The sequence below is a fragment of the Streptomyces sp. NPDC093071 genome (assembly GCF_044754545.1).
Lineage (GTDB): Bacteria > Actinomycetota > Actinomycetes > Streptomycetales > Streptomycetaceae > Streptomyces.
Genome location: NZ_JBIVPH010000017.1, coordinates 59,374 through 84,959, shown reverse-complemented (window position 1 = coordinate 84,959; position 25,586 = coordinate 59,374). Strand labels below are relative to the sequence as shown.

Genomic DNA, 25,586 nt, shown 5'->3' with positions numbered 1-25,586 from the left:
AGTACAACGCGTACAAGACCCAGGACGAGCAGCACCTCCTGGAGACCACCGGCAAGGAGCTGCGCAAGCTCATGAGCTGGGTGAACGACGAGGAGGCGTAAGCCTTCCGGAGCGGGGCCGGACGTGCTGTCCGGCCCCGTTCCCCGTCGTTGGACACGCCGTCCAACACGGACGGGTGATCCTGCCGACGAGGCGCACGAGCGGCGCCCGCGCACCACTACACTTCTGAACAACATACGCGTCAGGCCCACAGCGTCGTGCGCTTTCACGCGGCAAGCCCCCTCCACCGCCTGCGGCCGTCGGGACGGCCGTCCGCACTGGACCTGTGAGGACTCACGTGAGCTCGAAACCTGTCGTACTCATCGCTGAAGAGCTGTCGCCCGCCACCGTCGACGCGCTGGGCCCGGACTTCGAGATCCGGCACTGCAACGGCGCCGACCGCGCCGAACTGATCCCCGCCATCGCGGACGTGGACGCGATCCTGGTCCGGTCCGCCACCAAGGTCGACGCCGAGGCCATCGCCGCCGCCCGGAAGCTGCGCGTGGTCGCCCGCGCCGGCGTCGGCCTGGACAACGTCGACGTCTCCGCCGCCACCAAGGCCGGCGTGATGGTCGTCAACGCCCCGACGTCCAACATCGTCACCGCCGCCGAGCTCGCGTGCGGCCTGCTCGTCGCCACCGCGCGCAACATCCCGCAGGCCAACACGGCGCTGAAGAACGGCGAGTGGAAGCGCTCCAAGTACACCGGCGTCGAGCTGAGCGAGAAGACCCTCGGCGTCGTCGGCCTCGGCCGCATCGGCGTCCTGGTCGCCCAGCGCATGTCCGCCTTCGGCATGAAGATCGTCGCGTACGACCCCTACGTGCAGCCGGCCCGCGCCGCCCAGATGGGGGTGAAGCTGCTGACCCTGGACGAGCTCCTGGAGGTCGCGGACTTCATCACCGTCCACCTGCCGAAGACCCCGGAGACCCTCGGTCTCATCGGCGACGAGGCGCTGCACAAGGTCAAGCCCTCCGTCCGCATCGTCAACGCCGCGCGCGGCGGGATCGTGGACGAGGAGGCGCTGTACTCGGCGCTCAAGGAGGGCCGGGTCGCCGGCGCCGGCCTCGACGTGTACGCCAAGGAGCCCTGCACGGACTCCCCGCTCTTCGAGCTCGACCAGGTCGTCTGCACCCCGCACCTCGGCGCCTCCACGGACGAGGCCCAGGAGAAGGCCGGCATCGCCGTCGCCCGCTCGGTGCGCCTGGCGCTCGCCGGCGAGCTGGTCCCGGACGCGGTCAACGTCCAGGGCGGCGTCATCGCCGAGGACGTCAAGCCCGGTCTGCCGCTCGCCGAGAAGCTCGGCCGGATCTTCACCGCCCTCGCGGGCGAGGTCGCGGCCCGGCTCGATGTCGAGGTCTACGGCGAGATCACCCAGCACGACGTGAAGGTGCTCGAACTCTCCGCGCTCAAGGGCGTGTTCGAGGACGTGGTCGACGAGACCGTGTCGTACGTCAACGCCCCGCTGTTCGCGCAGGAGCGCGGCGTCGAGGTGCGCCTGACCACGTCGAGCGAGTCCCCCGACCACCGCAACGTGGTCACCGTGCGCGGCACCCTCGGCAGCGGCGAGGAGGTCTCGGTCTCCGGCACCCTGGCCGGCCCCAAGCACCTCCAGAAGATCGTCGCCGTCGGCGAGTACGACGTGGACCTGGCGCTCGCCGACCACATGGTCGTGCTGCGCTACGAGGACCGTCCCGGCGTCGTCGGCACGGTCGGCCGGATCCTCGGCGAGGCCGGTCTGAACATCGCCGGGATGCAGGTCTCCCGCGCGGAGGAGGGCGGCGAGGCGCTCGTCGTGCTCACCGTGGACGACACCGTCCCGGCGGCGGTGCTCTCGGAGATCTCGGCCGAGATCGGCGCCACCTCGGCCCGCTCGGTCAACCTGATCTGACGCGTTCCCGCATTCCGCGCCCGGTCGCCCGCCGCTCGTCCCGTACGAGTGGCCGGCGGCCGGGCGTCGCGCTTTCCGGGGCGTCCCATGATGCGGGCCGTCGATTGACCGTCTTGCGGCACTCCGGCTATGTTGCGCGCCATGCACCGTTCCGCGCTTCTGACGACACGGGGTCACGTGGACCTCAAGCGCGTGTGCTCCGCCGCGTGTCGGTAGGCCCGTGAGCGCACGGCGGAGACCGCGCGGATCCCGACCCGTGCCCGGGGACGTCCGGGAGCGGAGGGACCGCGCCGCGCCGGCGCTCGGGTGAGAGCCAGCGCTCCCCTCCGGGAGCTCCGAGCGTACGCCTGCCTCCGGAACCGGCCCCCACCCCCGGCCTTCCGGTGCGCCGTTCCCCTCCGCCGCACCCGCACGGCCGGGACGGGGAGGGTGCCGCGGTACGCGTACCACCGCAACGGACCCGAAGAAGGCCCTCGTGGACAGAACGCGCATGTCCTCCTCCCGTACCGCCCCCCTGCGCCGCTCGGACATCCCGTCCGCGGCCGCCCCGCCGCGGCGCACCTCCAGCACCGGCGCCGTCCTGGGGGCGATCCTCGACCACGGCCCGGTCGCCCGCAGCACGATCGCCCGGCTCACCGGCCTCTCGCCCGCCTCGGTCACCGGCCACTGCGGCGTCCTGATCGGCCGGGGGCTCGTCCGGGAGGGACCGGAGACGGCCGGACCCCGGGGCCTCGGCCGCCCCCACATCCCCGTCGAGATCGACACCGCGCGCTATCTCATCGCCGGCGCGCACGTCGCCGTCACCCACACCACGCTCGCCCTCATGGACCTGCGGGGCCACCCGGTCGCCGAGGAGCGCCTCCCGCACACCAGCACCGAACCCGCCGAGGTCCTGGGCCGGGTGGCCGACGGGCTGCGCCGGATGCTCGCCGCCCACGGCGCGGGCCGCACCGCCCTCGCCCTCGGCTTCGCCACCGGGCACTGGGTCGACCCGGCCGCCGGGGTCGTGGTCCACCACCCCCAGCTGGGCTGGCGGGACGTCCCCGTACGGGAGGTGCTCGCCGGAGCCACCGGGCTCCCCGTCCACGTCGACAGCCACGCGCGCGCCCTCGCCCGCGCCGAGCAGCTCATCGGCGTCGCGTCGACCCGGGCCAGCGCGGTGGTGCTGTTCGTCGGCAACGTGGTGGACGCGGCCTTCGTCTCCTCGGGCTCGGTGCACCAGGGGCCGCGGTTCGGCGCGGGCAACGTCGCCCACCTCCCGGTGGGCACGGGCGACGGCGGCGCGACGTGCGTCTGCGGCGTCCCCGGCTGCCTCCAGTCCGAGGTGTCGGAGCCCGCGATGCTGCTCCGGGCCGCCCGGCAGGGCCTCCGCGTCGACACCTTCCCCGAGCTGCTGGAGCGGGCGGTGGAGGGGGAGGAGACCGCGGTCTCGGTGTTCCGCCGGCGGGCCCGGACCGTCGGCAGGGCGGCGGCCGTCCTCCTCGACATGTTCGACCCCGAGGTCCTCGTCGTCGTCGAACCGAGCTCCGGCCGCCTCGACCCCTGCCTGGCCGAGCTGCGGGCCGCCGCGGCCGAACGGTCCCTGGTCTGCGACGACCCCGAGCGGGCCGTCGTGCCCAGCAGCTTCACCGGACACGTCCTGGCCACCGCCGGACCGGCCGTCGCCCTCGGCGCCCTGCACGACGACCCGCTCGCCCCCTGGCCCGCGCTGCCCGCCGTGTCCTGAGCGCGGGCGTCCTGAGCGCGGGCGTCCCGAGCGCGGGCGTCCCGGCGGCGGTGTCCCGACTGAGCGTGTCGTGACGGCGGTGTCCCGACCGCGGGTGCCGTGACGGCGGGGGAGCCCCGGTCGTACGCCCGGCGAATACCGACTTAATTCAGAGAGTTGCATTGTTGACCGGCTCCGAGCGGGGCCGGGAAGATGGATTCATGAGCAGCCCGCAGAGGACCCGACGCCACGTGCCGCATTCGGCGCGCACCCGGCGTTCCTGTTGTCCCTGCCGAGCCCGCTGATCCGAGCGTTCTTCCCGGATCCCGCTCCCGTTCTTCCTTCACCCCTTTTCCCGCGCGCCCTTTTCCGCGCGCGGTGCGTTCCGGCCCTTCCGGCGCCGTCGCCGTGCCTCCGCACCGCCCCGCCCGGCTCCGCCGTGCCCTCGTCCGTCCTGCCCGTCCCTCTCCGTCGCCCGGGGGAAACATGACCGTCTCCTTGTCCTCGCAACCCGCCGCCGGCCTCGAACCCGGCCTCTTCAAGCGGGCGTTCCGCGCCTACCCGGCCGGTGTCGTGGTCGTCACCGCGGACGCCGGCGCCGGCCCCGTCGGCTTCACCGCCACCTCGCTCACCTCCCTCTCCCTCGAACCGCCGCTGCTCTCCTTCGGCATCGCGACCCGCTCCTCCTCCTGGCCGCACCTGCGGCGCGCCACCTCGGCGGTCGTCAACTTCCTCGGCGCCGAACAGGAGGACCTGGCCAGGCGCTTCGCCACCAGCGGCATCGACAGGTTCGCCCGCCCCACCGGCTGGCGGCGCCTCGCGCAGGGCGACCCGGTCCTCGACGGCGTCACCGGCTGGCTGCGCGTCGACATCGAGCAGCTGGTCCCCGCGGGCGACCACCGGATCGTCATCGGCCGCGTCGTGGACGCCTGGCAGGACGCGGACCGGCGCCCGCTGCTCTTCCACGACGGCGCGTACCACTCGCTCTGACCCCGCCGCGCCTCCCCGGCCCCCTCCCGTCTCCGCCCCGAGCCCCGCACACCCCGACAGGACTCCCTCATGCCCTCCTTCCCGCACCCGCCACCGTCCCCGGTCCTCGCCCGCAGGGGGTTCCTCGCCTTCGCGTCCGGCGCCGTCCTCGCCGCCGCCGGATGCGCGCCCCCGACCAGCAACGCCGCCCATTCCACCCCGCTGAAGGAACTGCCCACCGGGCCGCCGCCCGCCGGGACCTCGCTGACCGTCGCCGTCCGCAGTTCGCGCATTCAATTCGCCGAATCCGGCATCGGAAAGAAACTCCCCTTCACCGTCTCCGAGTGGCCCAATCTGAGCGCCGGACCCGACATCATCCAGGGATTCCGGGCGCGCTCCATCGACCTGGCGAGCAACGCCGGAATTCCGCCGATCCAGGCCGAGGCCATCGGCGTGGAGTCCCGCATCGTCGCCGTACAGGTCCGCAGACAGCCCTCCTACGTGTTCGCCACCGCGCCCGGCGCCTCGATCGGGAGCGTCGCGGACTTCCGGGGCAAGAAGATCGCCTTCTCCCAGGGGCAGGCGCAGGGCGTCGTCGTCCTGCGCGCCCTGAAGCAGGCCGGGATCGCCCACGGCGACGTCGACCTCGTCGAGCTGCCGAGCACCCAGTTCCTCACCGCGCTCCAGTCCAAGCAGGTCGACGTCGCGCCCCTCGGCGAGCCGACGCTCACCAAGTACCTCTCCCAGTACGCCGGGGACGGCGCGCGCCGGGTGCCCACCGACGTCATCGACCTGCTGACCGTCCTCTGGTCCCCCGTCGAGGTGCTGAACGACCCGGCGAAGGCCGCGGCCGTCCGCAGCTTCGTTCCCCTCTGGGCGCAGGGCGTGGTGTGGGCGTGGGAGAACACCGACCGCTGGATCGACGCCTACTACGTCAAGGACCAGGGCGTGAAGGAGGCCGACGGGCGCCGGATCGTCGCCTCCCTCGCCCAACCGCGGTTCCCCGTCTCCTGGGACAAGGCCATCGCCTGGGAGCAGGAGACCGCCGACCTGCTCGCCGAGGGCGGGTTCGTGCCGAAGGTGGACGCCGCCTCGCTGTTCGACCGGCGCTTCGAGGGCCTCGCGTCCGGCGCCGTGGCCGCCCAGTACCGGGAGGGATCATGACCGACGCGCTGACCGGCGTCCGTACTCCCGCGGCGACGGGAACCCTGGTCCGGCCGGAGGAGGCGGCCCCCGCCGCCCGGAAGGCGGCCGCCCCGCCCCCGGACGCCTCCGCCCCGCCCCGATCCGGCGCCCGGCGGAGGCGGCGGCTCGGCCCCGGCAGGGCCGTCCCCTTCGGCCGGCTCCTCGGCCCCGTGCTCCTCGTCGCCGTCTGGTGGGCCGCCTCCGCGGCCGGCTACCTCGACCCCCGCATCCTCTCCGGCCCCGGCGCGGTCGTCTCCACGGCCGTCGAGCTGATCTCCGACGGACGCCTCCAGGGCAACGTGCTCGTCTCGCTCCGGCGGGCCGGCTCCGGACTGCTCCTCGGCGTCGGCGCGGGCGTGCTGCTCGCCGTGACCGCCGGACTCAGCCGCACCGGCGAGTACCTGGTCGACGGGCCCCTCCAGATCAAGCGCGCCATCCCGTCCCTCGCGATGCTGCCGCTGCTCATCCTCTGGCTCGGCATCGGCGAGCAGATGAAGGTCACCGTCATCGCCCTCGGCGTCGCCGTGATCGTCTACATCAACACGTACGCCTCGCTGACCAGCATCGACAGCCGCCACGTGGAACTCGCGGAGGTCCTGGAGCTGAGCCGCTGGACGTTCCTGCGCAAGGTCGTCCTGCCCGGCTCGCTGCCCGGCTTCTTCGTGGGGCTGCGGCTCGGCGTCACCTCGTCCTGGCTGGGCCTGATCGTCGTCGAGCAGGTCAACGCCACCAGCGGCATCGGATACATGATGTTCCAGGCCCAGCAGTACGCCCAGTCCGACGTGATCATCGTCGGCCTGGTGGCCTACGGAACCTTCGGATTCGCCTCCGACGCCCTCGTCCGCGCCGTCGAGAGGAGGGCCCTGTCATGGCGACGCACGCTGGCGGGCTGACGAAGGACCACGACCCGCGCCCCGCAGTCCCGGGGACGCACGACCCGCGCCCCACCGCCCCCGGGACGCACGACCCGCACCCCACCGCCCCGGGAACGGCCGCCCCCGCCGTACGGGCCGGCCGGCTGGTCCGCCGCTTCGGCGACCGGATCGTCCTCAAGGAGATCGACCTCGCCCTGGGCGCGGGGGAGTTCACCGCCCTCCTCGGCCGCAGCGGCTCCGGCAAGTCCACCCTGCTGCGCGCCGTCGCCGGACTCGACCACGACGTCGAGGGCTCGGGGGAGCTGCTGGTCCCCGAGCGGGTCTCGCTCTCCTTCCAGGACTCCCGGCTGCTGCCCTGGCTGCGGGTCCTGGACAACGTGACCCTCGGCCTGCGCGGGCCCGGCGCCCACGAGCGGGGCCTGACCGCCCTCGCGGAGGTCGGCCTCGCCGGACGCGAGCGGTCCTGGCCGCACGAGCTGTCCGGCGGCGAGCAGCAGCGGGCCGCGCTCGCCCGCGCGCTCGTACGGGATCCCGAACTGCTCCTGGCCGACGAGCCGTTCGGCGCGCTCGACGCGCTGACCCGGATCAAGATGCACGGTCTGCTCCGCGAGCTGTACGAGCGGCACCGGCCCGCCGTCCTCCTCGTCACCCACGACGTGGACGAGGCCGTCGAGCTCGCCGACCGCGTCCTGGTCCTCGACGAGGGGGCGATCTCGGTCGACCTCGCCATCGACCTCCCCACCCCGCGCGACCGGCGCGACCCGCGCTTCCAGGAGTACCGCGACGCCCTGCTCGCCGCGCTCGGCGTGCACTCCGCGCCCGGCGCTCCCGCCCCGTCCCAGCCCGCCCCCCGCCAGGAGGACCGCCCCCATGCCGCCCACGTCTGACCGCCCCGCCCGCAAGCCGCTCCACCTCAACGCCTTCCTGATGTCGGTCGGCCACCACGAGGCCGCCTGGCGCCTCCCCGAGAGCCCCGCCGACGGCGGCACCGGCATCGCGCACTACCAGAACCTCGCCCGCATCGCGGAACGCGGCAAGCTCGACTCGGTCTTCCTCGCGGACAGCCCGGTCCAGCACGGCGACCCCGGCCGCCGGCCCGTCAGCAAGCTGGAGCCGACCGTGCTCCTCACCGCCCTGGCCGCCGTCACCTCGCACATCGGGCTCATCGCCACCGCCTCCACCAGCTACAACGAGCCCTTCAACCTGGCCCGCCGCTTCAACTCCCTGGACCACGTGTCGAACGGACGGGCCGGCTGGAACATCGTCACCACCGCCGGGGCCGACGCCGCCCGCAACTTCGGCCTGGACGACACCCCGCTGCACCGCAAGCGCTACCGCCGCGCCGCCGAGTTCGTCGACGTGGCCACCAAGCTCTGGGACAGCTGGGCCGACGACGCGGTGGTGGCCGACAAGGAGGCCGGGATCCACGCCCGCGCCGACCGGGTCCGGCCCATCGGCCACCGGGGCGAGTTCTTCCGCGTGGACGGCCCGCTGAACGTCGAGCGCTCCCCGCAGGGCTACCCCCTGCTCGTCCAGGCCGGATCGAGCGAGGACGGCAAGGACTTCGCCGCCCGCTACGCCGAGGCCGTCTTCACCGCCCAGCAGACCCTGGAGGAGGGCACCGCCTTCTACAAGGACGTCAAGCGGCGGGCGCTCGCCTTCGGCCGGGACCCCGACGGCATCAAGATCCTCCCCGGCATCGTCCCCGTCATCGGCGACACCGAGGCGGAGGCCCGCGAGCTGGACGCCGAACTCGACCGGCTCATCGTGCCCGAGTACGCCAAGCGCCAGCTCGCCCAGCGGCTGCGGATCGCGCCCGACGACCTCGACCTGGACGCCGAGCTGCCCGAGGACATCCCCACCGAGGACGAGATCGAGGGCGCCAAGAGCCGCTACACGCTGATCGTGGAGCTGGCCCGGCGCGAGCGGCTCACCGTGCGGCAGCTCATCGGGCGCCTGGGCGGCGGCCGGGGACACCGTACGTTCGCCGGCACCCCCGAGCAGATCGCCGACACCATCGAGCACTGGTACGTCAGCGGCGCGGCCGACGGCTTCAACATCATGCCGGCCGTCCTGCCCTCGGGGCTGGAGGCCTTCGTCGACCGCGTGGTGCCGCTCCTCCAGGAGCGCGGCCTGTTCCGCACCGAGTACACCGGCACCACCCTGCGCGACCACTACGGCCTGCCCCGGCCCGCCAACCGCCTGTTCGACAACCACGGACAGGACGCCGCCGGACACGACGGCGGCCACCTCGGCGCCGGGCTGGTCGAGGCCCGGTGAGCGACTGTCCCACCCGCGAGGACGTCGAGGCGGCGCGGCCCGGCTGGGCCCGCCGCCTCGGCGGGTACGCGCTCCGCCGCCGCACCGACCTCCTGCTCGCCTTCGGCGCCGCCGCCGTGGCCGCCGTCGCCACCGCCTCGCTGCCCCTCCTGCTCCGCCACGTCGTGGACGGCGTCGCCGGCTCCGCGACCGCCTCCCTCACGCCCTGGATCCTGCTGCTCACCGGCATCGGCGCCGTCCGCTTCGCCGGGAGCTTCGTCCGCCGCTACTGCTCCGGACGGCTCTCCCTCGGCGTCCAGTACGACCTGCGCAACGACGCCTTCGCGGCCCTGCTGCGCCTGGACGGCGCCCAGCAGGACGACCTGCGCACCGGCCAGGTGGTGAGCCGGTCCATCTCCGACATCACCCTCATCCAGACGCTGCTGCAGTTCCTGCCCAACATGACCGGCAACGCCCTGATGTTCTGCGTCTCGCTGGTCTTCATGGCGTGGCTCTCGCCGCTGCTCACCGTCGTCGCCCTGGTCGTCGGCCCGCTCCTGTGGCTGATCGCCCTGCGCGGCCGGCGCACCCTCTTCCCCGCGAACTGGCACGCCCAGCAGGAGGCGGCCGAGGTCGCCTCCGCCGTCGAGGCCACGGTCACCGGGGTCCGGATCGTCAAGGGCTTCGGCCAGGAGGAGCGCGAACTGGCGGGCCTGGAGCGGCGCGTGCGCGGCCTCTTCTCCTCCCGGCTGCGGGTCGTCGCCTTCACCAGCCGCTACAACCCGGCCCTCCAGGCCGTCCCCGCCCTCGGCCAGGTCGCGGTCCTCGCGCTCGGCGGCTGGCTGGCGCTCGACGGCCGGGTCTCGCTCGGCACCTTCCTCGCCTTCACCGCCTACCTCGGCTCCTTCGTCACCCCGGTCCGCCAGGTGGCGACCCTGCTCACCGTCTGGCAGCAGGCCAGGGCGGGCGCGGAGCGGGTCTTCGAGGTGATCGACGAGAAGCCGGGGATCACGGATCCGCCGGGGACCACCGACCTGCCGGGGATCACGGACCCGCCGGCCACCCGGGACCTCCCCGCCGGACCGCCCCCCGGCCCCCCGGCCCTCGTCTGGGACGACGTGACCTTCGCCCACGGCGACGGCGAACCCCTCCTCGACGGCTTCAGCCTGGACGTGCGCCCGGGCGAGACGCTCGCGCTCATCGGCCCGGCGGGCTGCGGCAAGTCCACCGCCGTCGCGCTCCTGCCCCGCTTCTACGACACGGCGGCGGGCGCGGTCCGGGTCGGCGGGCACGACGTCCGCGACCTGCCCCTGTCCGCCCTGCGCTCCCGCATCGGCTTCGTCTTCGAGGAGAGCCTGCTGCTCTCCGACACCGTACGGGCCAACATCGCCTACGGACGCCCGGACGCGGGCGACGAGGAGGTACGGGCCGCCGCCCGCCTCGCCCGCGCCGACGCGTTCGTCGACCGGCTCCCCGAGGGCTACGACACGGTCGTCGGCGAGCAGGGCCTGACGCTCTCCGGCGGCCAGCGCCAGCGGATCGCGCTCGCCCGCGCGCTGCTCGCCGACCCCGAGGTCCTGGTCCTCGACGACGCCACATCCGCGATCGATGCCCGGACCGAGGCCGAGATCCACGCCTCCCTGACCGGGTCCGGACGCCGCTCCACCACCGTCCTCGTCGCCCACCGCGAGTCCACCCTGGAGCTGGCCGACCGGATCGCGCTCATGGACGGCGGCCGGGTCGTCGACACCGGCACCCTGGACGAACTGCGCTCCCGCTCGGCCCTGTTCCGCGCGCTCCTGGCCGCCGAAGAGGACGAGGAGCACCCGGAGGAGGCCCCGGCCCCGGCGCGGGGCGTCACCGAGGAGCTGTGGCGCCGCCCGGCGGACTCCGGGCCCGCCCACGACGAGCACACGGCCGTACGGGCCGCCAACGCGCTCGCCGAGGCCGCCGCCACCTCGGGGCCCGGCCGCGCCGGACCCGGCGGCGGGGTCCTCGGCTCCGCCCCGCCCACCCCCGAACTCCTCGCCGCCCTGGAACGGCTCCCGCTGCCCGCCGACGACCCGAAGGTCCCGCTCGACCAGGCCGTCTCGGCCGACCCCTCGTTCCACCTCGGCACCCTCCTGCGGCCCTTCCGGCTCCCACTGCTCGCCGGACTGCTCCTCGTCGCCGTGGACGCCCTCGCCCAGATCGCCGTCCCCGTCCTCGTGCGCCACGGCGTGGACGGCGGCGTCGCGCACCAGGCCCGGGGCGTCCTCCTCGCCGCGTCCCTGGCCGCCGCCGCGGTCGTCGGCCTGAACTGGCTCGTCGGTGTCGCCCAGGTCCGCACCACCGGACGCACCGGCGAACGGCTCCTCTACACCCTGCGGATCAAGACCTACGCCCAGTTGCAGCGGCTCGGCCTCGACTACTACGAGGGGGAGCTCGGCGGCCGGATCATGACCCGGATGACCACCGACGTGGACGCCCTGTCGAACTTCCTCCAGACCGGTCTGATCACCGCCGTCGTCAGCCTCCTCACCGTCCTCGGCGTCCTGGCCGCCCTCCTGGTGATCGACGCCGGCCTCGCCCTGGTGCTGCTGGCCGCGCTGCCGCTGCTGATCGGCGCGACCGCCGTGTTCCGCCACTACTCGGTCCCCGCCTACCTGGAGGCCCGGGAGCGGATCAGTACGGTCAACGCCTGCCTCCAGGAGAACGTCGGGATGCTGCGCGTCACCCAGGCGTTCCGGCGCGAGCGGCACAACGCCGACCACTTCGCCGCGCTCGCCTGGTCCTTCCGCGACTCGCGGCTGCGCGCCCAGCGCTATATGGGCACCTTCTTCCCGTTCGTGGAGTTCCTCGGCACCCTGTCCACCGCCGCCGTCCTGGCCGTCGGCGTCGGGCAGGTGCGCTCCGGGGAGCTGACCGCCGGGACGCTGATCGCCTTCCTGCTCTACGTCGAGCTGTTCTTCTCGCCGATCCAGCAGCTCTCCCAGGTCTTCGACGGCTACCAGCAGGCGGTCGTCGGGATGAGCAGGCTGCGGTCCCTGATGCGCACGCCCGTCGCCACGCCCCGGGCGGCGGCGCCCCGCCCGGTGACCTCGCTGCGCGGCGAGGTCGAGTTCGACGACGTGTCGTTCCACTACGCGGGCGGCCGGGAGCGGGACGTCCTCCACGGCGTCCGGCTGCGCGTCGCCCCCGGCGAGACGGTCGCCCTCGTCGGCACCACCGGCGCGGGCAAGTCCACGGTCGTCAAGCTCCTGGCCCGCTTCTACGACCCGGTGGCCGGGACGGTCCGGGTCGACGGGCACGACCTGCGCGACCTCGACCTGACCGGCTACCGGCGCCGGCTCGGCATCGTCCCGCAGGAGCCCCACCTGTTCGGCGCCACCGTCCGCGACGCCATCGCCTACGGCCGCCCGGACGCCACCGACGCCGAGGTGGAGGCCGCCGCGCGTGCGGTCGGCGCCCACGAGGCGGTGGCCGCCCTGCCCGCCGGCTACCTGACCCCGGTGGGGGAGCGGGGGCACGGCCTGTCGGCCGGACAGCGCCAGCTCCTGGCCCTCGCCCGCGCCGAGCTGATCGACCCGGACGTGCTGCTCCTGGACGAGGCGACCGCCTCGCTCGACCTGGCCACCGAGCGGCGCGTGGCCGCCGCCGTCGACGCGCTCACCCGCCGGCGCACCACCCTCGTCGTCGCGCACCGGCTCACCACCGCCGCCCGCGCCGACCGGGTGGTCGTCCTGGAGGCGGGCACCGTCGTCGAGAGCGGCACCCACGCGCAGCTCCTCGCAGGCCGGGGGCCGTACCGCCGCCTCTGGGACGCCTACCGGCAGGGCACCACGACCACGACCCGTACCACCCCGTCCGCCCCTCCGGCGGCGGAGCACCACGACCGACTCGTTCAAGGGAGTGCGCGATGACCACCGAACACCGCCTGCTGGGCCGCACCGGCGTCCGGGTGAGCCCGCTGTGCCTGGGCACCATGATGTTCGGCGCCCGCGGCAACACCGACCACGCCGACGGCGTCCGGATCATCCACAGGGCCCTGGACTCCGGCATCAACTTCGTCGACACCGCCGACGTCTACTCGGCCGGGGAGTCGGAGACGATCGTCGGCAAGGCGCTCGCCGGGGGCCGCCGGGACGACGTCGTCCTGGCCACCAAGTTCCACGGCAGCCTCGGCGACGACCCCAACGAGCGCGGCAACAGCCGCCGCTGGATCGTCCGCGAGGTCGAGAACAGCCTGCGCCGCCTCGGCACCGACTGGATCGACCTCTACCAGGTGCACCGGCCCGAGCCGGAGACCGACTTCGACGAGACCCTCGGCGCCCTCACCGACCTCGTGCGCCAGGGCAAGATCCGCTACATCGGCACCTCCACCTTCGAGCCCTCCGCGATCGTGGAGGGCCAGTGGACCGCCGAGCGCCGGGGCCGCGAGCGGGTCGTCGCCGAGCAGCCGCCGTACTCCCTGCTCGCCCGGGGGATCGAACGCGAGGTGCTGCCCGTCGCCCAGCGGTACGGCCTCGGGGTCCTCACCTGGAGCCCGCTGGCCGGCGGCTGGCTCTCCGGCCGCTACCGCAAGGGCGCGGAGCAGCCGCAGTCCAGCCGGAGCGACCGGCAGGCCGGGCGCTTCGACATCGGCTCGCCCGAGAACGCGGCCAAGCTCGACGCCGCCGAGGCCCTGGCCCAGCTCGCGGAGGAGGCCGGGCTCACCCTCGTCCAGCTCGCCCTCGCCTTCGTCCTGGAGCACCCCGCCGTCACCTCCGCGATCATCGGGCCCCGGACCTCCGAACAGCTGGAGGCCCAGCTCGGCGCGGACCGGATCCGGCTGAGCCGGGACGTCCTCGACCGGATCGACAAGATCGTGCCGCCGGGCACGAACCTGTCCGCCCGCGACGCCGGATACGTGCCGCCTGCCCTCACCGACCCGGAGCTGCGCCGCCGCCCCCGGCCCTGAAAGACCCCTTCAGAGCCGCCCCGACTTCAGGGACATGTGGAGCAGCAGCCGGTCCTCGCCGTCGTCCAGGTCCAGGCCGGTGAGCTGCTCCACCCGGGACAGCCGGTAGTAGAGGGTCTGCCGGTGGATGCCCAGGGCCGCCGCCGTGCGCCCCGCCTGGCCCGCGTGGTCGAGGTACGCCTCGGCCGTGCGGGCCAGCTCGGCGTGGGCGGGGGCCAGCAGCGGGGCGACGACCGGGTCGACCTCGGGGTGGTAGAGCGCCGCCAGGAGCCGGTACGGGCCGATGCCCGCCCACTCCGCGACCGGGCCCAGCCTCAGCTGCGCCGTCGCGGCGCGGGCCGCCGTGCTCGCCTCCCGCCAGGCCGCCGGAAGCTCCACGAGGCCCCGCCGGGGGACGGCGATCCCGGCCGGGGCGTCCCCGCGCAGCCGCCCGGCGGCCGAGCGGGCGGGGGAGAGGTCCTCGGCCGTGCGCAGCCGTACGAGGAGGGCGAGGGAGGCGGCGTCCGGGAGGGCGGCGACCGCCGCCGCGCCGGGGACGGCCCGTACCGAGGGGGCGTCCCCCTGCCACGGGGTCACGCACACGACGGCGTGCAGCCCGTCCGCGCTGGGCCCCAGGGCCGCCCGCAGCGCCGCGACGGCCATGTCGTTCTGCCAGCCGCGCCCGGCGGTCAGGGCCGCGGCGAACTCGCGCGAGAGGTCCGCGCCCGCCCGCTCCTCGTCGGCGAGGAGCCCGCCGATCCGGGCGGCCACCTCCATGGCCGCCGCCAGCCGCTCGGGCGTGGGCCCCGGCTCGGCGTCGAGCAGCCACACGTACCCGAGGACGACACCCCGATGGCGTACGGGGAGGCAGATCCGGTCCCGGAAGACGCCCGCGTCCGGGGAGGCGGGAATGCGGACCGGGCCCTCCGCCCGGGTGATGCCGAAGCCCTCGAACCAGGCGCGGACCGCCGGGGTCGACCCCCGGGTCAGGATCGACCGCGTCCGGACCGGGTCCATCGCGGTGTCGTCGTCGCTGTCGTGGGCGCCGAAGGCGATCAGGCCGAAGTCGCGGTTCTCCAGCGTCGCCGGGGCCCCGAGGAGTGCGGAGATCTCGTCCACCAGGTCTTGGTAATCGCCCTTCACCGCCCCATTCTCGCACCCTCTCAGACAGATGTATGAGAGGCGGGCCACGGATGCGTGACAGGTGTAGGTGGCGGACGATCGGAGCGATTCGTAGGTTTCACAGTGGTTATCCGTGCTGTTCCGGTTCGTTCGCCTGGTGGCCTTCGTCCGGGTACGGCCCCGTTCTACCCTTGCCCTCTGGAGGTGCCCCGTGCTGGGTCCCGTGATCCTCGCCGCGTCGCGCAGTGACAAGATGCGCCGTTTCGTGTCGGCCGCGCCCGGGACCAAGCAGGTCGTGGCACGCTTCATCGCCGGCGAGACCGTGGACGACGTCGTCCCGATCGTGCGGGAGCTGAGCGAGCGCGGCCTGGAGGTCACCCTCGACGTCGTCGGCGAGGACATCACCACCGTCGAGCAGTCGCACGCCGCCCGGGACGCCTACCTGGAGCTGATCGGCCGCCTGAAGGAGCTGGGCCTCGGCGAGCGCGCCGAGATGTCCGTGAAGCTGTCGATGTTCGGCCAGTCCCTGGAGAACGGCCACGAGCTGGCCCTCGCGAACGTCCGGCCGGTCGTCGAGGCCGCCGCCGAGATCGGCACCACCGTCACCCTGGACGCCGAGGACCACACCACCCTCGACTCGATGTTCGCCATCCACGAGGAGCTGCGGAAGGACTTCCCGCAGACCGGCTGCGTCATCCAGGCGTACCTCTTCCGCACCGAGGACGACGCCCGCCGCCTCGCCGCGAACGGCTCCCGCGTCCGGATCGTCAAGGGTGCCTACAAGGAGCCCGCCTCCGTCGCGATCCAGGAGAAGCCCGAGATAGACAAGGCGTACGTCCGGATCATGAAGATCCTGATGGAGGGCAAGGGCTACCCGATGATCGGGTCCCACGACCCCCGCCTGATCTCCGTCGGCCAGGAGCTGGCCCGCCGCGCCGGGCGCAAGCTGGACGAGTACGAGTTCCAGATGCTGTACGGCATCCGGGGCGAGGAGCAGAACCGCCTCGCCGCCGAGGGGCACCGCATGCGCGTGTACACCGCGTACGGCACCGACTGGTACGGCTACTTCATGCGCCGCCTGGCGGAGAAGCCGGCCAACCTCCTCTTCTTCGTCCGCTCCATCCTCACCAAGGGCTGAGCCCCACCACCCCTCCGAAGGAGTATCGAGACTCATGGACGCTGTGACCCAGGTCCCCACTCCCGTCAACGAGCCGGTGCACGGCTACGCCCCCGGCTCCCCCGAGCGCGCCCGTCTGGAGCTCAAGCTCAAGGAGCTGGCCGAGAACCCGCGCGAGCTGCCGATGACCATCGGCGGCGTGAAGCGCCTGGGCGGCGGCGAGGAGTTCGAGGTCGTCCAGCCGCACAACCACCAGGCTGTCATCGGCACCTTCCGGGGCGCCACCCGGCAGGACGCCCAGGACGCGATCGACGCCGCCCTGGCCGCCGCCCCGGCCTGGCGCGCGATGTCCTTCGACGACCGCGCCGCGATCATCCTGCGCGCCGCCGAGCTGCTCGCCGGCCCCTGGCGCGAGACGCTGGCCGCGTCCACCATGCTCGGCCAGTCCAAGACCGCCCAGCAGGCCGAGATCGACACCCCGTGCGAGCTCGTCGACTTCTGGCGCTTCAACGTGGCGTACGCCCGCCAGATCCTGGCCGAGCAGCCCCCGGCCAACTCGCCGGGCGTCTGGAACCGCCTGGACCACCGCCCGCTCGAAGGCTTCGTCTACGCGATCACGCCGTTCAACTTCACGGCCATCGCGGGCAACCTGCCCACTGCCCCCGCCCTCATGGGCAACGTGGTGGTCTGGAAGCCGTCCCCGACGCAGACCCACGCCGCCGTGCTCCTCATGGAGCTCCTGGAGGAGGCCGGCCTGCCCAAGGGCGTCATCAACCTGGTGACCGGCGACGGCATCGCCGTCTCCGAGGTGGCCCTGAACCACCGCGACCTGGCCGGAATCCACTTCACCGGCTCGACCAAGACCTTCCAGCACCTGTGGAAGACGGTCGGCAACAACATCGAGAACTACCGCTCGTACCCGCGGATCGTCGGCGAGACCGGCGGCAAGGACTTCGTCGTCGCCCACCCCAGCGCCGACCGCGCCGTCCTGAAGACCGCCCTGACCCGCGGCTCCTTCGAGTACCAGGGCCAGAAGTGTTCGGCGTCCTCGCGCGCGTACGTCCCGGCCTCGATCTGGAACGACGGCTTCAAGGAGGAGTTCGCGGCCGAGGTCGACGGCATCACCATGGGTGACGTCACCGACCTGTCGAACTTCATCGGCGCCGTCATCGACGACCGCTCGTTCGCCAAGAACAAGGCGGCGATCGACCGCGCCAAGTCCGACCCGGCGTGCACCATCGTCGCGGGCGGCACCTACGACGACTCGGTCGGCTACTTCGTCCGCCCGACCGTCATCGAGTGCACCGACCCGGAGAACGAGGTCTTCACGACCGAGTACTTCGGCCCGATCCTCGCGATCCACGTCTACGAGGACGACAAGTACGACGAGATGCTGACCCAGATGGAGTCGGTCTCGGACTACGCGCTCACCGGCTCGGTCATCGCCAACGACCGCGCCGCCGCCGCGTACACGATGGAGAAGCTCCGCTACGCCGCGGGCAACTTCTACATCAACGACAAGTCCACCGGCGCCGTCGTCGGCCAGCAGCCCTTCGGCGGCGGCCGCGCCTCCGGCACCGACGACAAGGCCGGCGCCCCCCAGAACCTGATGCGCTGGACGCTGACCCGCGCCATCAAGGAGACCCTGGTCCCGCCGACCGAGTACGGCTACCCGCACATGGGCTGACGCCCACCCGCCGCGCGAGCGGCCCCCTGCCCCTTCCGGGCAGCCCCTGACACCGCCCCCGACCCCGGTCCCCCAACCGAGGTCGGGGGCGGTTCCCATGGGCGGGGGTTCAGCGCACCCGCCGGGTCAGGAAGTCGTCGATCAGCTCCGCGATCCGTGGCGCGTGGGTCTCCAGGGCGAAGTGGCCGGTCGGCAGGAGGTGGACCTCGGCGTCCGGGAGGTCGCGGCGGAAGGCCTCGGCGCCCGCCGGGACGAAGATCGGGTCGCCCTCGCCCCAGACGGCGAGGAGGGGGACCCGGGAGGTGCGGAAGTACTCCTGGAAGGCGGGGTACAGGGCGAAGTTGGAGCCGTAGTCCGCGATGAGGCCGAGCTGGACGCCGTCCTGGCCCTCGCGGGCCATCAGGGCGGCGTCGTGGTGCCAGGCGTCGGGGCTGAGGAGGTCGCGGTACTCGGCGGGGACGCCCGTCTCGTACTGCCACCGGATGCCGGCGGGGGAGCGGATGGCGCGGACCGGCTCCTCGGTCTCGGGGGTGCGTTCCGCGATCAGGGCGAGGACCGGGGCCCAGGCCTCGGCGCCGAGGCCCTCCTCGTAGGCGTTGCCGTTCTGGGTGACGATCGCGGTGACGCGTTCGGGATGGGCGAGGGCGAGGCGGAGGCCGAGGGGGGCGCCGTAGTCCTGGACGTAGAGCGCGAACCGCTCCAGGCCGACGGCCTCGGTGAACTCGGCGGTGAGCGCGGCCAGTTCGGCGAAGGTGTAGGCGAACTCGTCGGCGGAGGGCGCGGCGCTGCGGCCGAAGCCGAGGTGGTCGGGCGCGACCAGGTGGTACCGGTCGGCGAGGAGCGGGATCAGGTCGCGGAACATGTGCGAGCTGGTGGGGAAGCCGTGCAGCAGGAGCAGGGCGGGGGCGTCGGCCGGGCCCGCCTCCCGGTAGGCGATCTCGTGGCCCCGGACGGTGACGGTGCGGTGGTGGGTCGGCGGCACGGACATCTTCTAACCCCTTAATGATTGTTTAATGGTTAGGCGTCGATGTCGGGATTCCAGCACGGCGGAAGTAACCTGTCAATTCACTTTTGGTAGTTAGGTGGATGTGGGAGGGTGAGGCCATGACCGTGAGGACCGCGCCCACCCATGACGTCGGAGCCGCCCGGCTCCGCTCCGTACGCGAGATGCTCGACCTCGCCTTCGAGGGGAACTTCGACGACGAGGACTGGGACCACGCCCTCGGCGGCCTCCACGCCTGGATCGAGGACGAGCGGGGCATCGCCGCCCACGGCGCCGTCGTCATGCGTCGCCTGCTCCACGGCGGCCGCTCGCATCGCGTCGGGTACGTGGAGGGCGTCGGCGTCCGGGCCGACCTGCGCCGCCGGGGGCTCGGCGGCGAGGTCATGGCCGAGCTGGAGCGGGTGATCGACGGGGCGTACGCCTTCGGGGCGCTCGCCGCCTCGGACGCGGGCGCCGCCCTCTACCGGGGGCGCGGCTGGCAGGTCTGGGAGGGGCGCGTCGAGGCGTTCACGCCCGCCGGGATCGTCCACCTCCCCGAGGAGGAGGGCGGCGTCTTCCTGCGCCCGGCGGCCGGCCGGCCCCTGCCGGACCCCGCCGCCCCGCTGGTCTTCGACTGGCGGGACGGCGACGTGACGTAAAGGGGCGTGAGGGGGCGTGGGACGTGAGGGGACGTGGGGGCGTGACGGCGCGTCAGGCCCCGTGGCCCCCCGCCGCCGCGCGGTCCGCGTGGACCCGGCCCTTCTCCGTCTCCTTCTTCGCCGTGTACGTCATGGTGATCGCGTAGCCGAAGCCGAACAGCGCGATCGTGTAGCCCGGCAGCCCGAGGCCGGTCAGGGCCACCCCCAGGCAGGCGAGGACGGCGAGCGTCCAGACCGCCAGCACCGCCTTGCCCCGGCGGCTGAGGAACAGCCATCCGTGCGGGCGGGCCGGCAGCGCCTCCAGGCCCCCTTCCGGACCCGTGGTCGCCGCCTTCGGCCGCTTGAAATAGCCGTACGTCAGCCACTCGCCGCACGGCTCCCAGCCCTCCGGCTCCAGCTCCTCCAGGACCTGCGCGCGGCGGCGGTCCGTGATCACCTCGCGCCGGTACTCCCAGGCCAGCGCGGCCCCCGGCACCCGGCGGCAGACGAACCGGCCGATCGCGTCCAGGGACTCCACCTCCCACCCCTGGTCCCCGTGGACGGCCAGCATCCGGCGGTCGTTGAAGAGGTCCGCTGTCCACGTCCAGTGCTCCGCCGCCCCGTCCGGCTCCCCGGGGGCCGGGGCGAGCCCGCCGAGCCGGGCCGCGAACCGCGCGGCGGGCCCGAACTCCTCCTCCGGCGCGGTCCCCGTCTCCGCGAGGTGCCCGCGCAGTTCGGCGACGGTCCGGTCGATCTGCTCCCCGGGCACGTCCGCCGCGCGCAGCGCGCCCGTCAGCTCCTCGAAGTAGGCGTCGGTGCTCATGGTGTCGCTCCCCCTGTGTGCAGTTGCGTCCGTACGGCCCGGTGGAACTCGCTCCAGGCCGCGCCCTCGGCCGCCAGGTGCTCCCGGCCCGGCCCGGTGAGCCGGTAGTAGCGGCGGCCCGGCCCGCGCTCGGCGGCGCGGAACTCGGCCTCCACCAGGCCGGCCTCCTCCAGGCGGTTCAGCACGGGATAGAGCGTCCCGCCCTTGATCTCGCCCAGGCCCGCCCCGGCGAGCGCCTTCGCGATCTCGTACCCGTAACTCTCGCCGTCGGTCAGGCAGGAGAGGACGAGCAGGTCGAGGACGCCCTTGAGCCAGCTGGATCTGCGGTCTGCGGCCATGGGCACATCTCATCACTACCTAGGTAGGAAAACAACCTAGGTGGGTGTGCCGAGTCAGACCGCGACCAGCGCCTTCCCCAGGTTCTCGCCCCGCAGCATCCCCAGGAACGCGTCCACGACGTGGCCGAAGCCCTCCGTCACCGTCACGTCCAGCGGCAGCGAGCCGTCGCGCAGCCGGGGGACCGCGAGGTCGTACAGCTCCTCCAGGGCGTCCGTGTGGTTCCGCACCAGGAACCCTTCCAGCCGGATGCTCTTCCCGACCAGGTCGAAGAGGTTGCGCGGGGCCGGCGGGGGAGTCGAGAGCGCGTGGTACTGGCCCACGGCGCCCACCCAGGCGATCCGGCCGTACTCGCGCAGCGCGCCGATCGCGGCCTCCAGGTGCTCGCCGCCCACCCCTTCCAGCGCCGCGTCGAGCCCGTCGGGCGCGGCCTTCGCGAGCAGCTCCGCCACCGGCCCGTCGTGGTAGTCGAAGGCCGCGTCGAAACCGACCTCTTCCGTCAGGTACGCCACCTTGCGCGCCGAACCCGCGCTGCCCACCAGGCGTCCCGCGCCGAGCAGCCGGGCGAGCCGCCCCGCCGCCGTGCCCACTCCGCCGGCCGCCGCCGAGACGAACAGGTCCTCGCCCGGCTGGAGCCGCGCGATCCGGGTCAGGCCCACGTAGGCCGACAGGCCCGTACCGCCGAGCAGGCTCAGGTGCGCGGCGAGCGGGACGCCGGGGCCGAGGTCCGGGACCCGGCGCGCCTCGTCCGGCGCGACCAGGGCGTGGGTGCGCCAGCCCTTGCGGTGCAGGACGAGGTCGCCCGGGCGCAGCGCCGGGTCGCGCGAGTCGAGCACCCGGCCCAGGGCCCGGCCCTCCATCGGCGCGCCCAGGATCCACAGCTCGTCCGTGTCCATCGCCTCGCGGTGGTACGGGTCGACCGACAGCTGGAGGTTCTCGACGAGCGCGGTGCCCGGCCCGGGCGCCGGCAGCGGCTCCTCCGTGAAGGAGAACAGGTCGGGGGTGGGGAAGCCGGTGGGCCGGGCGGTCTGCCGGACGGTGATCATGGAGTCGTTCATCATGCCGCCGACCGTAGGGGGCGGCCGGAGGCCCGGGCAGGGGGTAGCGTCGATGGTTCCCGGGCATCCATGAAAGTTGCTCATGGGGACTGGTGGGAGCGGGTGGGGGCGGCCCCGGCCCGCCGCCCGGGAGGCCGGTGGTCGCGTACGAGCGAGGGGTGGGTGGTCCGCGTGACCGGGTACGCGTACGGGGGCGGCGACGCCCGGGGTGACGGTCGCGGCGCGACCGGCCCGGGGGTCGAGGCGCGCGATCTCTCCCCGCGCGAGCTCCGCGTCCTCGTCGCCGTCGGGCGCGAGCGCGGGTTCTCGGCCGCCGCCGTCGCCCTCGGCATGACCCAGTCCGCCGTCTCGCACTCGGTGCGCGGCAGCGAACGCAAGCTGGGCGCCGTCCTCTTCGAGCGCGGCCGGGCCGGCGCCACCCCGACCCCCGCCGGAGAGCGGGCCCTCGGGTATGCCCGGCGGGTGCTGCGGCTCCTGGAGGTGATGGCCGCCGAGGTGCGCGCCACGAAGGCCGACGCGCCCGCCGGACCGCTGCGGATCGCCGCCTTCCGCAGCGCCGCCCTGCACCTGCTGCCCCGTGCCCTGGGACGGCTCGCGGAGCGGCACCCCGAGGTCGTGCCCGAGGTGCGGATCGTGCGGGAGGTGGGGCGCGGCACGGCCGGCGAGGTCCTCGACGGGCGGGCCGACCTGGGCATCGCCACGCTCGGCACCACCTCGCCGGTCCCGCCGGAGCTGGTCGGCGGCGTCCTCCTGGAGGAGGGGTACGCCCTGGTGCACCCGGCCGGGCACCCGGCGCCGCGCACGCTCCCGCTGATCGACTGGACGGAGAACTGCACCTCGTACACCCGGGAGTGGTGGGCCTGCCAGGAGTGGCTGCCGCCCGCGACCGTGGAGGCCGAGGACGACGGGGCGGTGCTCTCGATGGTGGGCACCGGTTTCGGGATGGCCGTGATGCCGGAGCTCTCCCTCGTCGGAGCACCGCCCTCGGTGCGGATCACCGATCTCGGGCCGGAGCGCCCGACGCGTTCGGTGGGCTACGTCACCACCCCCGAGCTGGCCTCTTCCCCCGCCGTACGGGCCCTGATCCGGGAGCTGCGGGCCGTCGCGGGGTGACCCCCGGTGTCCCGCCGTCTCAGATAGTAGGAAGTCCGAGTAATTGTGGAGACAGACGCGGTGTCCTGCCCTAGCTTTGTAGGAGCCGAACGTCTCGCTTCATCAGCGAATGGCGGCCGAGAGCGCGACGCCCCGTGCAGGCAACCCCTGCGGCGGCGCTCCCCGCCCCTTCCGGCGCCTTCGATCACCACTGATCTCAAGGAGTCGATCCCTCATGGCCGCTCAGACCGCCCGCCGCGTCCGCCACTCCGCCGCCCGTCCCGCCGACGAGGCCCGCCAGAACGCCGCCGCCGCCCTCCAGCGCGCCCTCGACCGCCGTGACAACGGCGGCTCCACCGGCCACTGATCCGCCCCGCCCCCCGGGACCGTCCCTCGGACGTTCGTCCACATGGTGGACGTTGCGTGTCAGACGATGGGACGACCAGTAGGGTGCCGACATGTCTCACAGCATCGATCTCGCAGTCATCCCCGGCGACGGCATCGGCCAGGAGGTCGTGGCCCAGGGCCTCAAGGTCCTCTCGGCGGTCCTTCCCCAGGACGTGAAGCTGGAGACCGAGGAGTACGACTTCGGCGCCCAGCGCTACCACGCCACCGGTGAGACCCTCACCGACGCCGACCTGGACTCCCTCAAGAAGCACGACGCCATCCTGCTGGGCGCCATCGGCGACCCGTCGGTGCCCTCCGGCGTCCTGGAGCGCGGCTTCCTCCTGAAGCTCCGCTTCGCCTTCGACCACCACGTCAACCTGCGTCCCTCGAAGCTGCTCCCCGGCGTGGCGACCCCGCTCGCCGGACAGCCCGAGATCGACTTCGTCGTGGTCCGCGAGGGCACCGAGGGCCCGTACACCGGCAACGGCGGCACCATCCGCAAGGGCACCCCGCACGAGGTCGCCACCGAGGTGTCGGTCAACACCGCCTTCGGCGTCGAGCGCGTGGTCCGGGACGCCTTCGCCCGCGCCCAGGCCCGCCCGCGCAAGAAGCTCACGCTGGTCCACAAGAACAACGTGCTGACCTTCGCCGGCCACCTCTGGACGGACATCTTCACCAAGGTCGCGGCCGAGTTCCCCGAGGTCACCACCGACTACCTGCACGTCGACGCCGCGACGATCTTCCTCGTCACCGACCCGGCCCGCTTCGACGTGATCGTCACCGACAACCTCTTCGGCGACATCATCACCGACCTCGCCGCGGCCGTCTCCGGCGGCATCGGCGTCGCCGCCTCGGGCAACATCAACCCCAGCGGCGACTTCCCGTCGATGTTCGAGCCGGTCCACGGCTCCGCGCCGGACATCGCGGGCCAGGGCAAGGCCGACCCCACGGCCACCGTCCTCTCCGTCGCCCTCCTCCTGCGCCACCTGGGCTACGAGGCCGAGGCCGTCCGCGTCGAGGAGGCCGTCGCCGCCGACCTCACCGAGCGCGGCGACCGCGTCCGCACCACGGACGAGATCGGCGACGCGCTCGCCGCGCGCGTAGCGAGCTGACCCGCGCCGACTGACACACGACATCAGCCGCCGGGTCGCACCGCGCCCGGCGGCTGTCCTCTGCGCGGCCGCGGGGTGCGCACCCCGAAAGAACCCCGGACCGCGCCCGCCTGTTTCACGCACCGGCCCCCGCGCGCGATAATCGAACGCGGGACCGCCGTATGCGGGCATCGTCGGACGTCCACTCCGTCAGGGACGAGCCGTCTCCGACAGTGGCGTACGCGCGCGGTCCTCTCCCCACGACCGGTGAAGGACACGCACTCATGACGACGCCCACGATCGAGCTCAAGCCCTCCTCCAGCCCGCTGTCCGACGCGGAGCGCGAGGCGATCCTGGCCAACCCCGGATTCGGCCGCCACTTCACCGACCACATGGTCACCATCCGGTGGACCGACGGCCGCGGCTGGCACGACGCCCAGCTCGTCCCGTACGGCCCGCTCGCGCTCGACCCGGCCACCAACGTCCTGCACTACGCGCAGGAGATCTTCGAGGGCCTGAAGGCCTACCGCCGCCCCGACGGCTCGGTCGCCAGCTTCCGTCCCGACGCCAACGCCCGCCGCTTCCAGGCCTCCGCCCGCCGCCTGGCCATGCCCGAGCTGCCCGTCGAGACCTTCGTCGAGGCCTGTGACGTCCTCGTCCGGCACGACAAGGCGTGGGTCCCGGAGCACGGCGGCGAGGCCTCGCTCTACCTGCGTCCGTTCATGATCGCGACCGAGGTCGGCCTGGGCGTCCGCCCCGCCAACGAGTACCTCTTCGTCGTCATCGCCTCCCCGGCCGGCCCGTACTTCCCCGGCGGCGTGAAGCCCGTCTCCATCTGGCTCTCCGAGGACCGCGTCCGCGCCGTTCCCGGCGGCGTCGGCGACGCCAAGACCGGCGGCAACTACGCGGCCTCCCTGCTCGCGCAGGCCGAGGCGGCGGCCAAGGGCTGCGACCAGGTCGCCTACCTCGACGCTGTCGAGCACAAGTGGGTCGAGGAGCTCGGCGGCATGAACCTGTACTTCGTGTACGGAGCCGAGTCCAATGAAAAGCCCAAGCTGATCACCCCCACCCTCACCGGCTCGCTTCTCGCCGGCATCACCCGCGACTCGCTGCTCAAGCTGGCCGCCGACCTGGGCCTGGAGGCCGAGGAGGGCCGCGTCTCCATCGACCAGTGGCAGGCCGACAGCGAGAACGGCACCCTGACCGAGGTCTTCGCCTGCGGCACCGCCGCCGTCATCACCCCGGTCGGCACGGTCAAGTCCGCGCGGGGCGAGTGGACCCAGTCGGGCGGCGAGCCCGGCGCGGTCACGATGAAGCTCCGCGAGGCGCTCCTCGCCGTCCAGACCGGCAAGTCCGAGGACACCCACGGCTGGATGCACGAGCTGGGCTAGTACCCCCGTACGGCCCGGGGCCGG

21 protein-coding genes are annotated in these 25,586 nt (G+C 73.6%); 16 read left to right on the top strand and 5 right to left on the bottom strand.

Translation table 11 applies throughout. The features are described from left to right. The first annotated feature begins 337 nt into the window (after positions 1 to 337). The 9 genes from serA to ACIQD7_RS33985 all read left to right on the top strand — a co-directional run bounded on the left by serA (position 338) and on the right by ACIQD7_RS33985 (position 13,859). The gene (gene serA, locus ACIQD7_RS34025; RefSeq protein ID WP_161372389.1) at positions 338 to 1,927 is read left to right on the top strand and encodes a phosphoglycerate dehydrogenase; all 1,590 of its coding nucleotides are present in this window, start codon (positions 338 to 340) and stop codon (positions 1,925 to 1,927) included. Positions 1,928 to 2,417: 490 nt separating this feature from the next. After that, on the top strand, positions 2,418 to 3,653 hold the full coding sequence (locus tag ACIQD7_RS34020; protein ID WP_402447142.1) for an ROK family transcriptional regulator: 1,236 nt from the start codon (positions 2,418 to 2,420) through the stop codon (positions 3,651 to 3,653). Between the two features lie 465 nt (positions 3,654 to 4,118). Beyond that, the gene (locus ACIQD7_RS34015) at positions 4,119 to 4,622 is read left to right on the top strand and encodes a flavin reductase family protein (RefSeq protein ID WP_161372388.1); all 504 of its coding nucleotides are present in this window, start codon (positions 4,119 to 4,121) and stop codon (positions 4,620 to 4,622) included. 69 nt (positions 4,623 to 4,691) lie between these two features. Next, complete coding sequence (locus tag ACIQD7_RS34010) at positions 4,692 to 5,765, top strand: ABC transporter substrate-binding protein (protein ID WP_402447132.1); 1,074 nt, start codon at positions 4,692 to 4,694, stop codon at positions 5,763 to 5,765. Continuing rightward, on the top strand, positions 5,762 to 6,679 hold the full coding sequence (locus ACIQD7_RS34005; protein WP_402447130.1) for an ABC transporter permease: 918 nt from the start codon (positions 5,762 to 5,764) through the stop codon (positions 6,677 to 6,679). The genes ACIQD7_RS34010 and ACIQD7_RS34005 overlap by 4 nt, the downstream gene beginning before the upstream one ends. Beyond that, positions 6,655 to 7,548: an ABC transporter ATP-binding protein gene (locus ACIQD7_RS34000; protein WP_402447127.1), complete on the top strand. Its 894-nt coding sequence runs from the start codon at positions 6,655 to 6,657 to the stop codon at positions 7,546 to 7,548. Before ACIQD7_RS34005 ends, ACIQD7_RS34000 begins: the two co-directional genes overlap by 25 nt. Next, on the top strand, positions 7,532 to 8,941 hold the full coding sequence (locus ACIQD7_RS33995) for an LLM class flavin-dependent oxidoreductase (RefSeq protein WP_402447124.1): 1,410 nt from the start codon (positions 7,532 to 7,534) through the stop codon (positions 8,939 to 8,941). Before ACIQD7_RS34000 ends, ACIQD7_RS33995 begins: the two co-directional genes overlap by 17 nt. Next, positions 8,938 to 12,822 carry an ABC transporter ATP-binding protein gene (locus ACIQD7_RS33990; protein WP_402447121.1) on the top strand — a complete coding sequence of 1,295 codons (3,885 nt, stop codon included), beginning with the start codon at positions 8,938 to 8,940 and terminating at the stop codon, positions 12,820 to 12,822. Before ACIQD7_RS33995 ends, ACIQD7_RS33990 begins: the two co-directional genes overlap by 4 nt. Then, positions 12,819 to 13,859 carry an aldo/keto reductase gene (locus ACIQD7_RS33985; RefSeq protein ID WP_402447118.1) on the top strand — a complete coding sequence of 347 codons (1,041 nt, stop codon included), beginning with the start codon at positions 12,819 to 12,821 and terminating at the stop codon, positions 13,857 to 13,859. Before ACIQD7_RS33990 ends, ACIQD7_RS33985 begins: the two co-directional genes overlap by 4 nt. Positions 13,860 to 13,868: 9 nt before the next feature. Here the strand turns inward: ACIQD7_RS33985 and ACIQD7_RS33980 are convergent, their stop codons facing one another. Continuing rightward, positions 13,869 to 14,981, bottom strand: a complete 1,113-nt coding sequence (locus tag ACIQD7_RS33980) for a PucR family transcriptional regulator (protein ID WP_402447115.1) — start codon at positions 14,979 to 14,981, stop codon at positions 13,869 to 13,871. Positions 14,982 to 15,171: 190 nt separating this feature from the next. Between ACIQD7_RS33980 and ACIQD7_RS33975 the strand changes: the two genes are divergently transcribed. Both ACIQD7_RS33975 and pruA read left to right on the top strand, forming a co-directional pair. Continuing rightward, entirely contained in the window at positions 15,172 to 16,098 is a 927-nt protein-coding gene (locus tag ACIQD7_RS33975; protein WP_121831350.1) for a proline dehydrogenase family protein, read from the top strand. A 34-nt stretch (positions 16,099 to 16,132) separates the two neighbouring features. Then, positions 16,133 to 17,764 carry an L-glutamate gamma-semialdehyde dehydrogenase gene (gene pruA / locus ACIQD7_RS33970; RefSeq protein WP_121831351.1) on the top strand — a complete coding sequence of 544 codons (1,632 nt, stop codon included), beginning with the start codon at positions 16,133 to 16,135 and terminating at the stop codon, positions 17,762 to 17,764. A gap of 109 nt (positions 17,765 to 17,873) precedes the next feature. On the opposite strand, the gene ACIQD7_RS33965 is transcribed toward pruA, so the two are convergent. After that, positions 17,874 to 18,752, bottom strand: a complete 879-nt coding sequence (locus tag ACIQD7_RS33965) for an alpha/beta fold hydrolase (protein WP_402447112.1) — start codon at positions 18,750 to 18,752, stop codon at positions 17,874 to 17,876. A 116-nt stretch (positions 18,753 to 18,868) separates the two neighbouring features. On the opposite strand from ACIQD7_RS33965, the gene ACIQD7_RS33960 reads away from it, so the two are divergent. Further along, complete coding sequence (locus tag ACIQD7_RS33960) at positions 18,869 to 19,405, top strand: GNAT family N-acetyltransferase (protein ID WP_402447109.1); 537 nt, start codon at positions 18,869 to 18,871, stop codon at positions 19,403 to 19,405. A 52-nt stretch (positions 19,406 to 19,457) separates the two neighbouring features. Here the strand turns inward: ACIQD7_RS33960 and ACIQD7_RS33955 are convergent, their stop codons facing one another. The 3 genes from ACIQD7_RS33955 to ACIQD7_RS33945 are packed head-to-tail and all read right to left on the bottom strand — an operon-like array spanning position 19,458 to position 21,604. Beyond that, on the bottom strand, positions 19,458 to 20,207 hold the full coding sequence (locus ACIQD7_RS33955; RefSeq protein ID WP_402447106.1) for a hypothetical protein: 750 nt from the start codon (positions 20,205 to 20,207) through the stop codon (positions 19,458 to 19,460). Continuing rightward, positions 20,204 to 20,545 carry a PadR family transcriptional regulator gene (locus ACIQD7_RS33950; protein WP_121831353.1) on the bottom strand — a complete coding sequence of 114 codons (342 nt, stop codon included), beginning with the start codon at positions 20,543 to 20,545 and terminating at the stop codon, positions 20,204 to 20,206. Before ACIQD7_RS33950 ends, ACIQD7_RS33955 begins: the two co-directional genes overlap by 4 nt. A gap of 54 nt (positions 20,546 to 20,599) precedes the next feature. Then, positions 20,600 to 21,604 (bottom strand): zinc-binding dehydrogenase, encoded by a 1,005-nt coding sequence (locus ACIQD7_RS33945; RefSeq protein ID WP_402447104.1) that lies wholly within the window; start codon positions 21,602 to 21,604, stop codon positions 20,600 to 20,602. 168 nt (positions 21,605 to 21,772) lie between these two features. On the opposite strand from ACIQD7_RS33945, the gene ACIQD7_RS33940 reads away from it, so the two are divergent. From ACIQD7_RS33940 to ACIQD7_RS33925, 4 genes are all read left to right on the top strand, one after another. Next, on the top strand, positions 21,773 to 22,714 hold the full coding sequence (locus ACIQD7_RS33940) for a LysR family transcriptional regulator (protein WP_402447101.1): 942 nt from the start codon (positions 21,773 to 21,775) through the stop codon (positions 22,712 to 22,714). A 214-nt stretch (positions 22,715 to 22,928) separates the two neighbouring features. Next, positions 22,929 to 23,060 (top strand): hypothetical protein, encoded by a 132-nt coding sequence (locus tag ACIQD7_RS33935; RefSeq protein ID WP_272922254.1) that lies wholly within the window; start codon positions 22,929 to 22,931, stop codon positions 23,058 to 23,060. Positions 23,061 to 23,151: 91 nt separating this feature from the next. Further along, positions 23,152 to 24,192, top strand: a complete 1,041-nt coding sequence (locus tag ACIQD7_RS33930; RefSeq protein ID WP_121831356.1) for a 3-isopropylmalate dehydrogenase — start codon at positions 23,152 to 23,154, stop codon at positions 24,190 to 24,192. Positions 24,193 to 24,455: 263 nt separating this feature from the next. Further along, a complete protein-coding gene (locus ACIQD7_RS33925; RefSeq protein WP_402447098.1) occupies positions 24,456 to 25,562 on the top strand; it encodes a branched-chain amino acid aminotransferase in 1,107 nt (368 codons plus the stop codon). Positions 25,563 to 25,586: the final 24 nt, after the last annotated feature.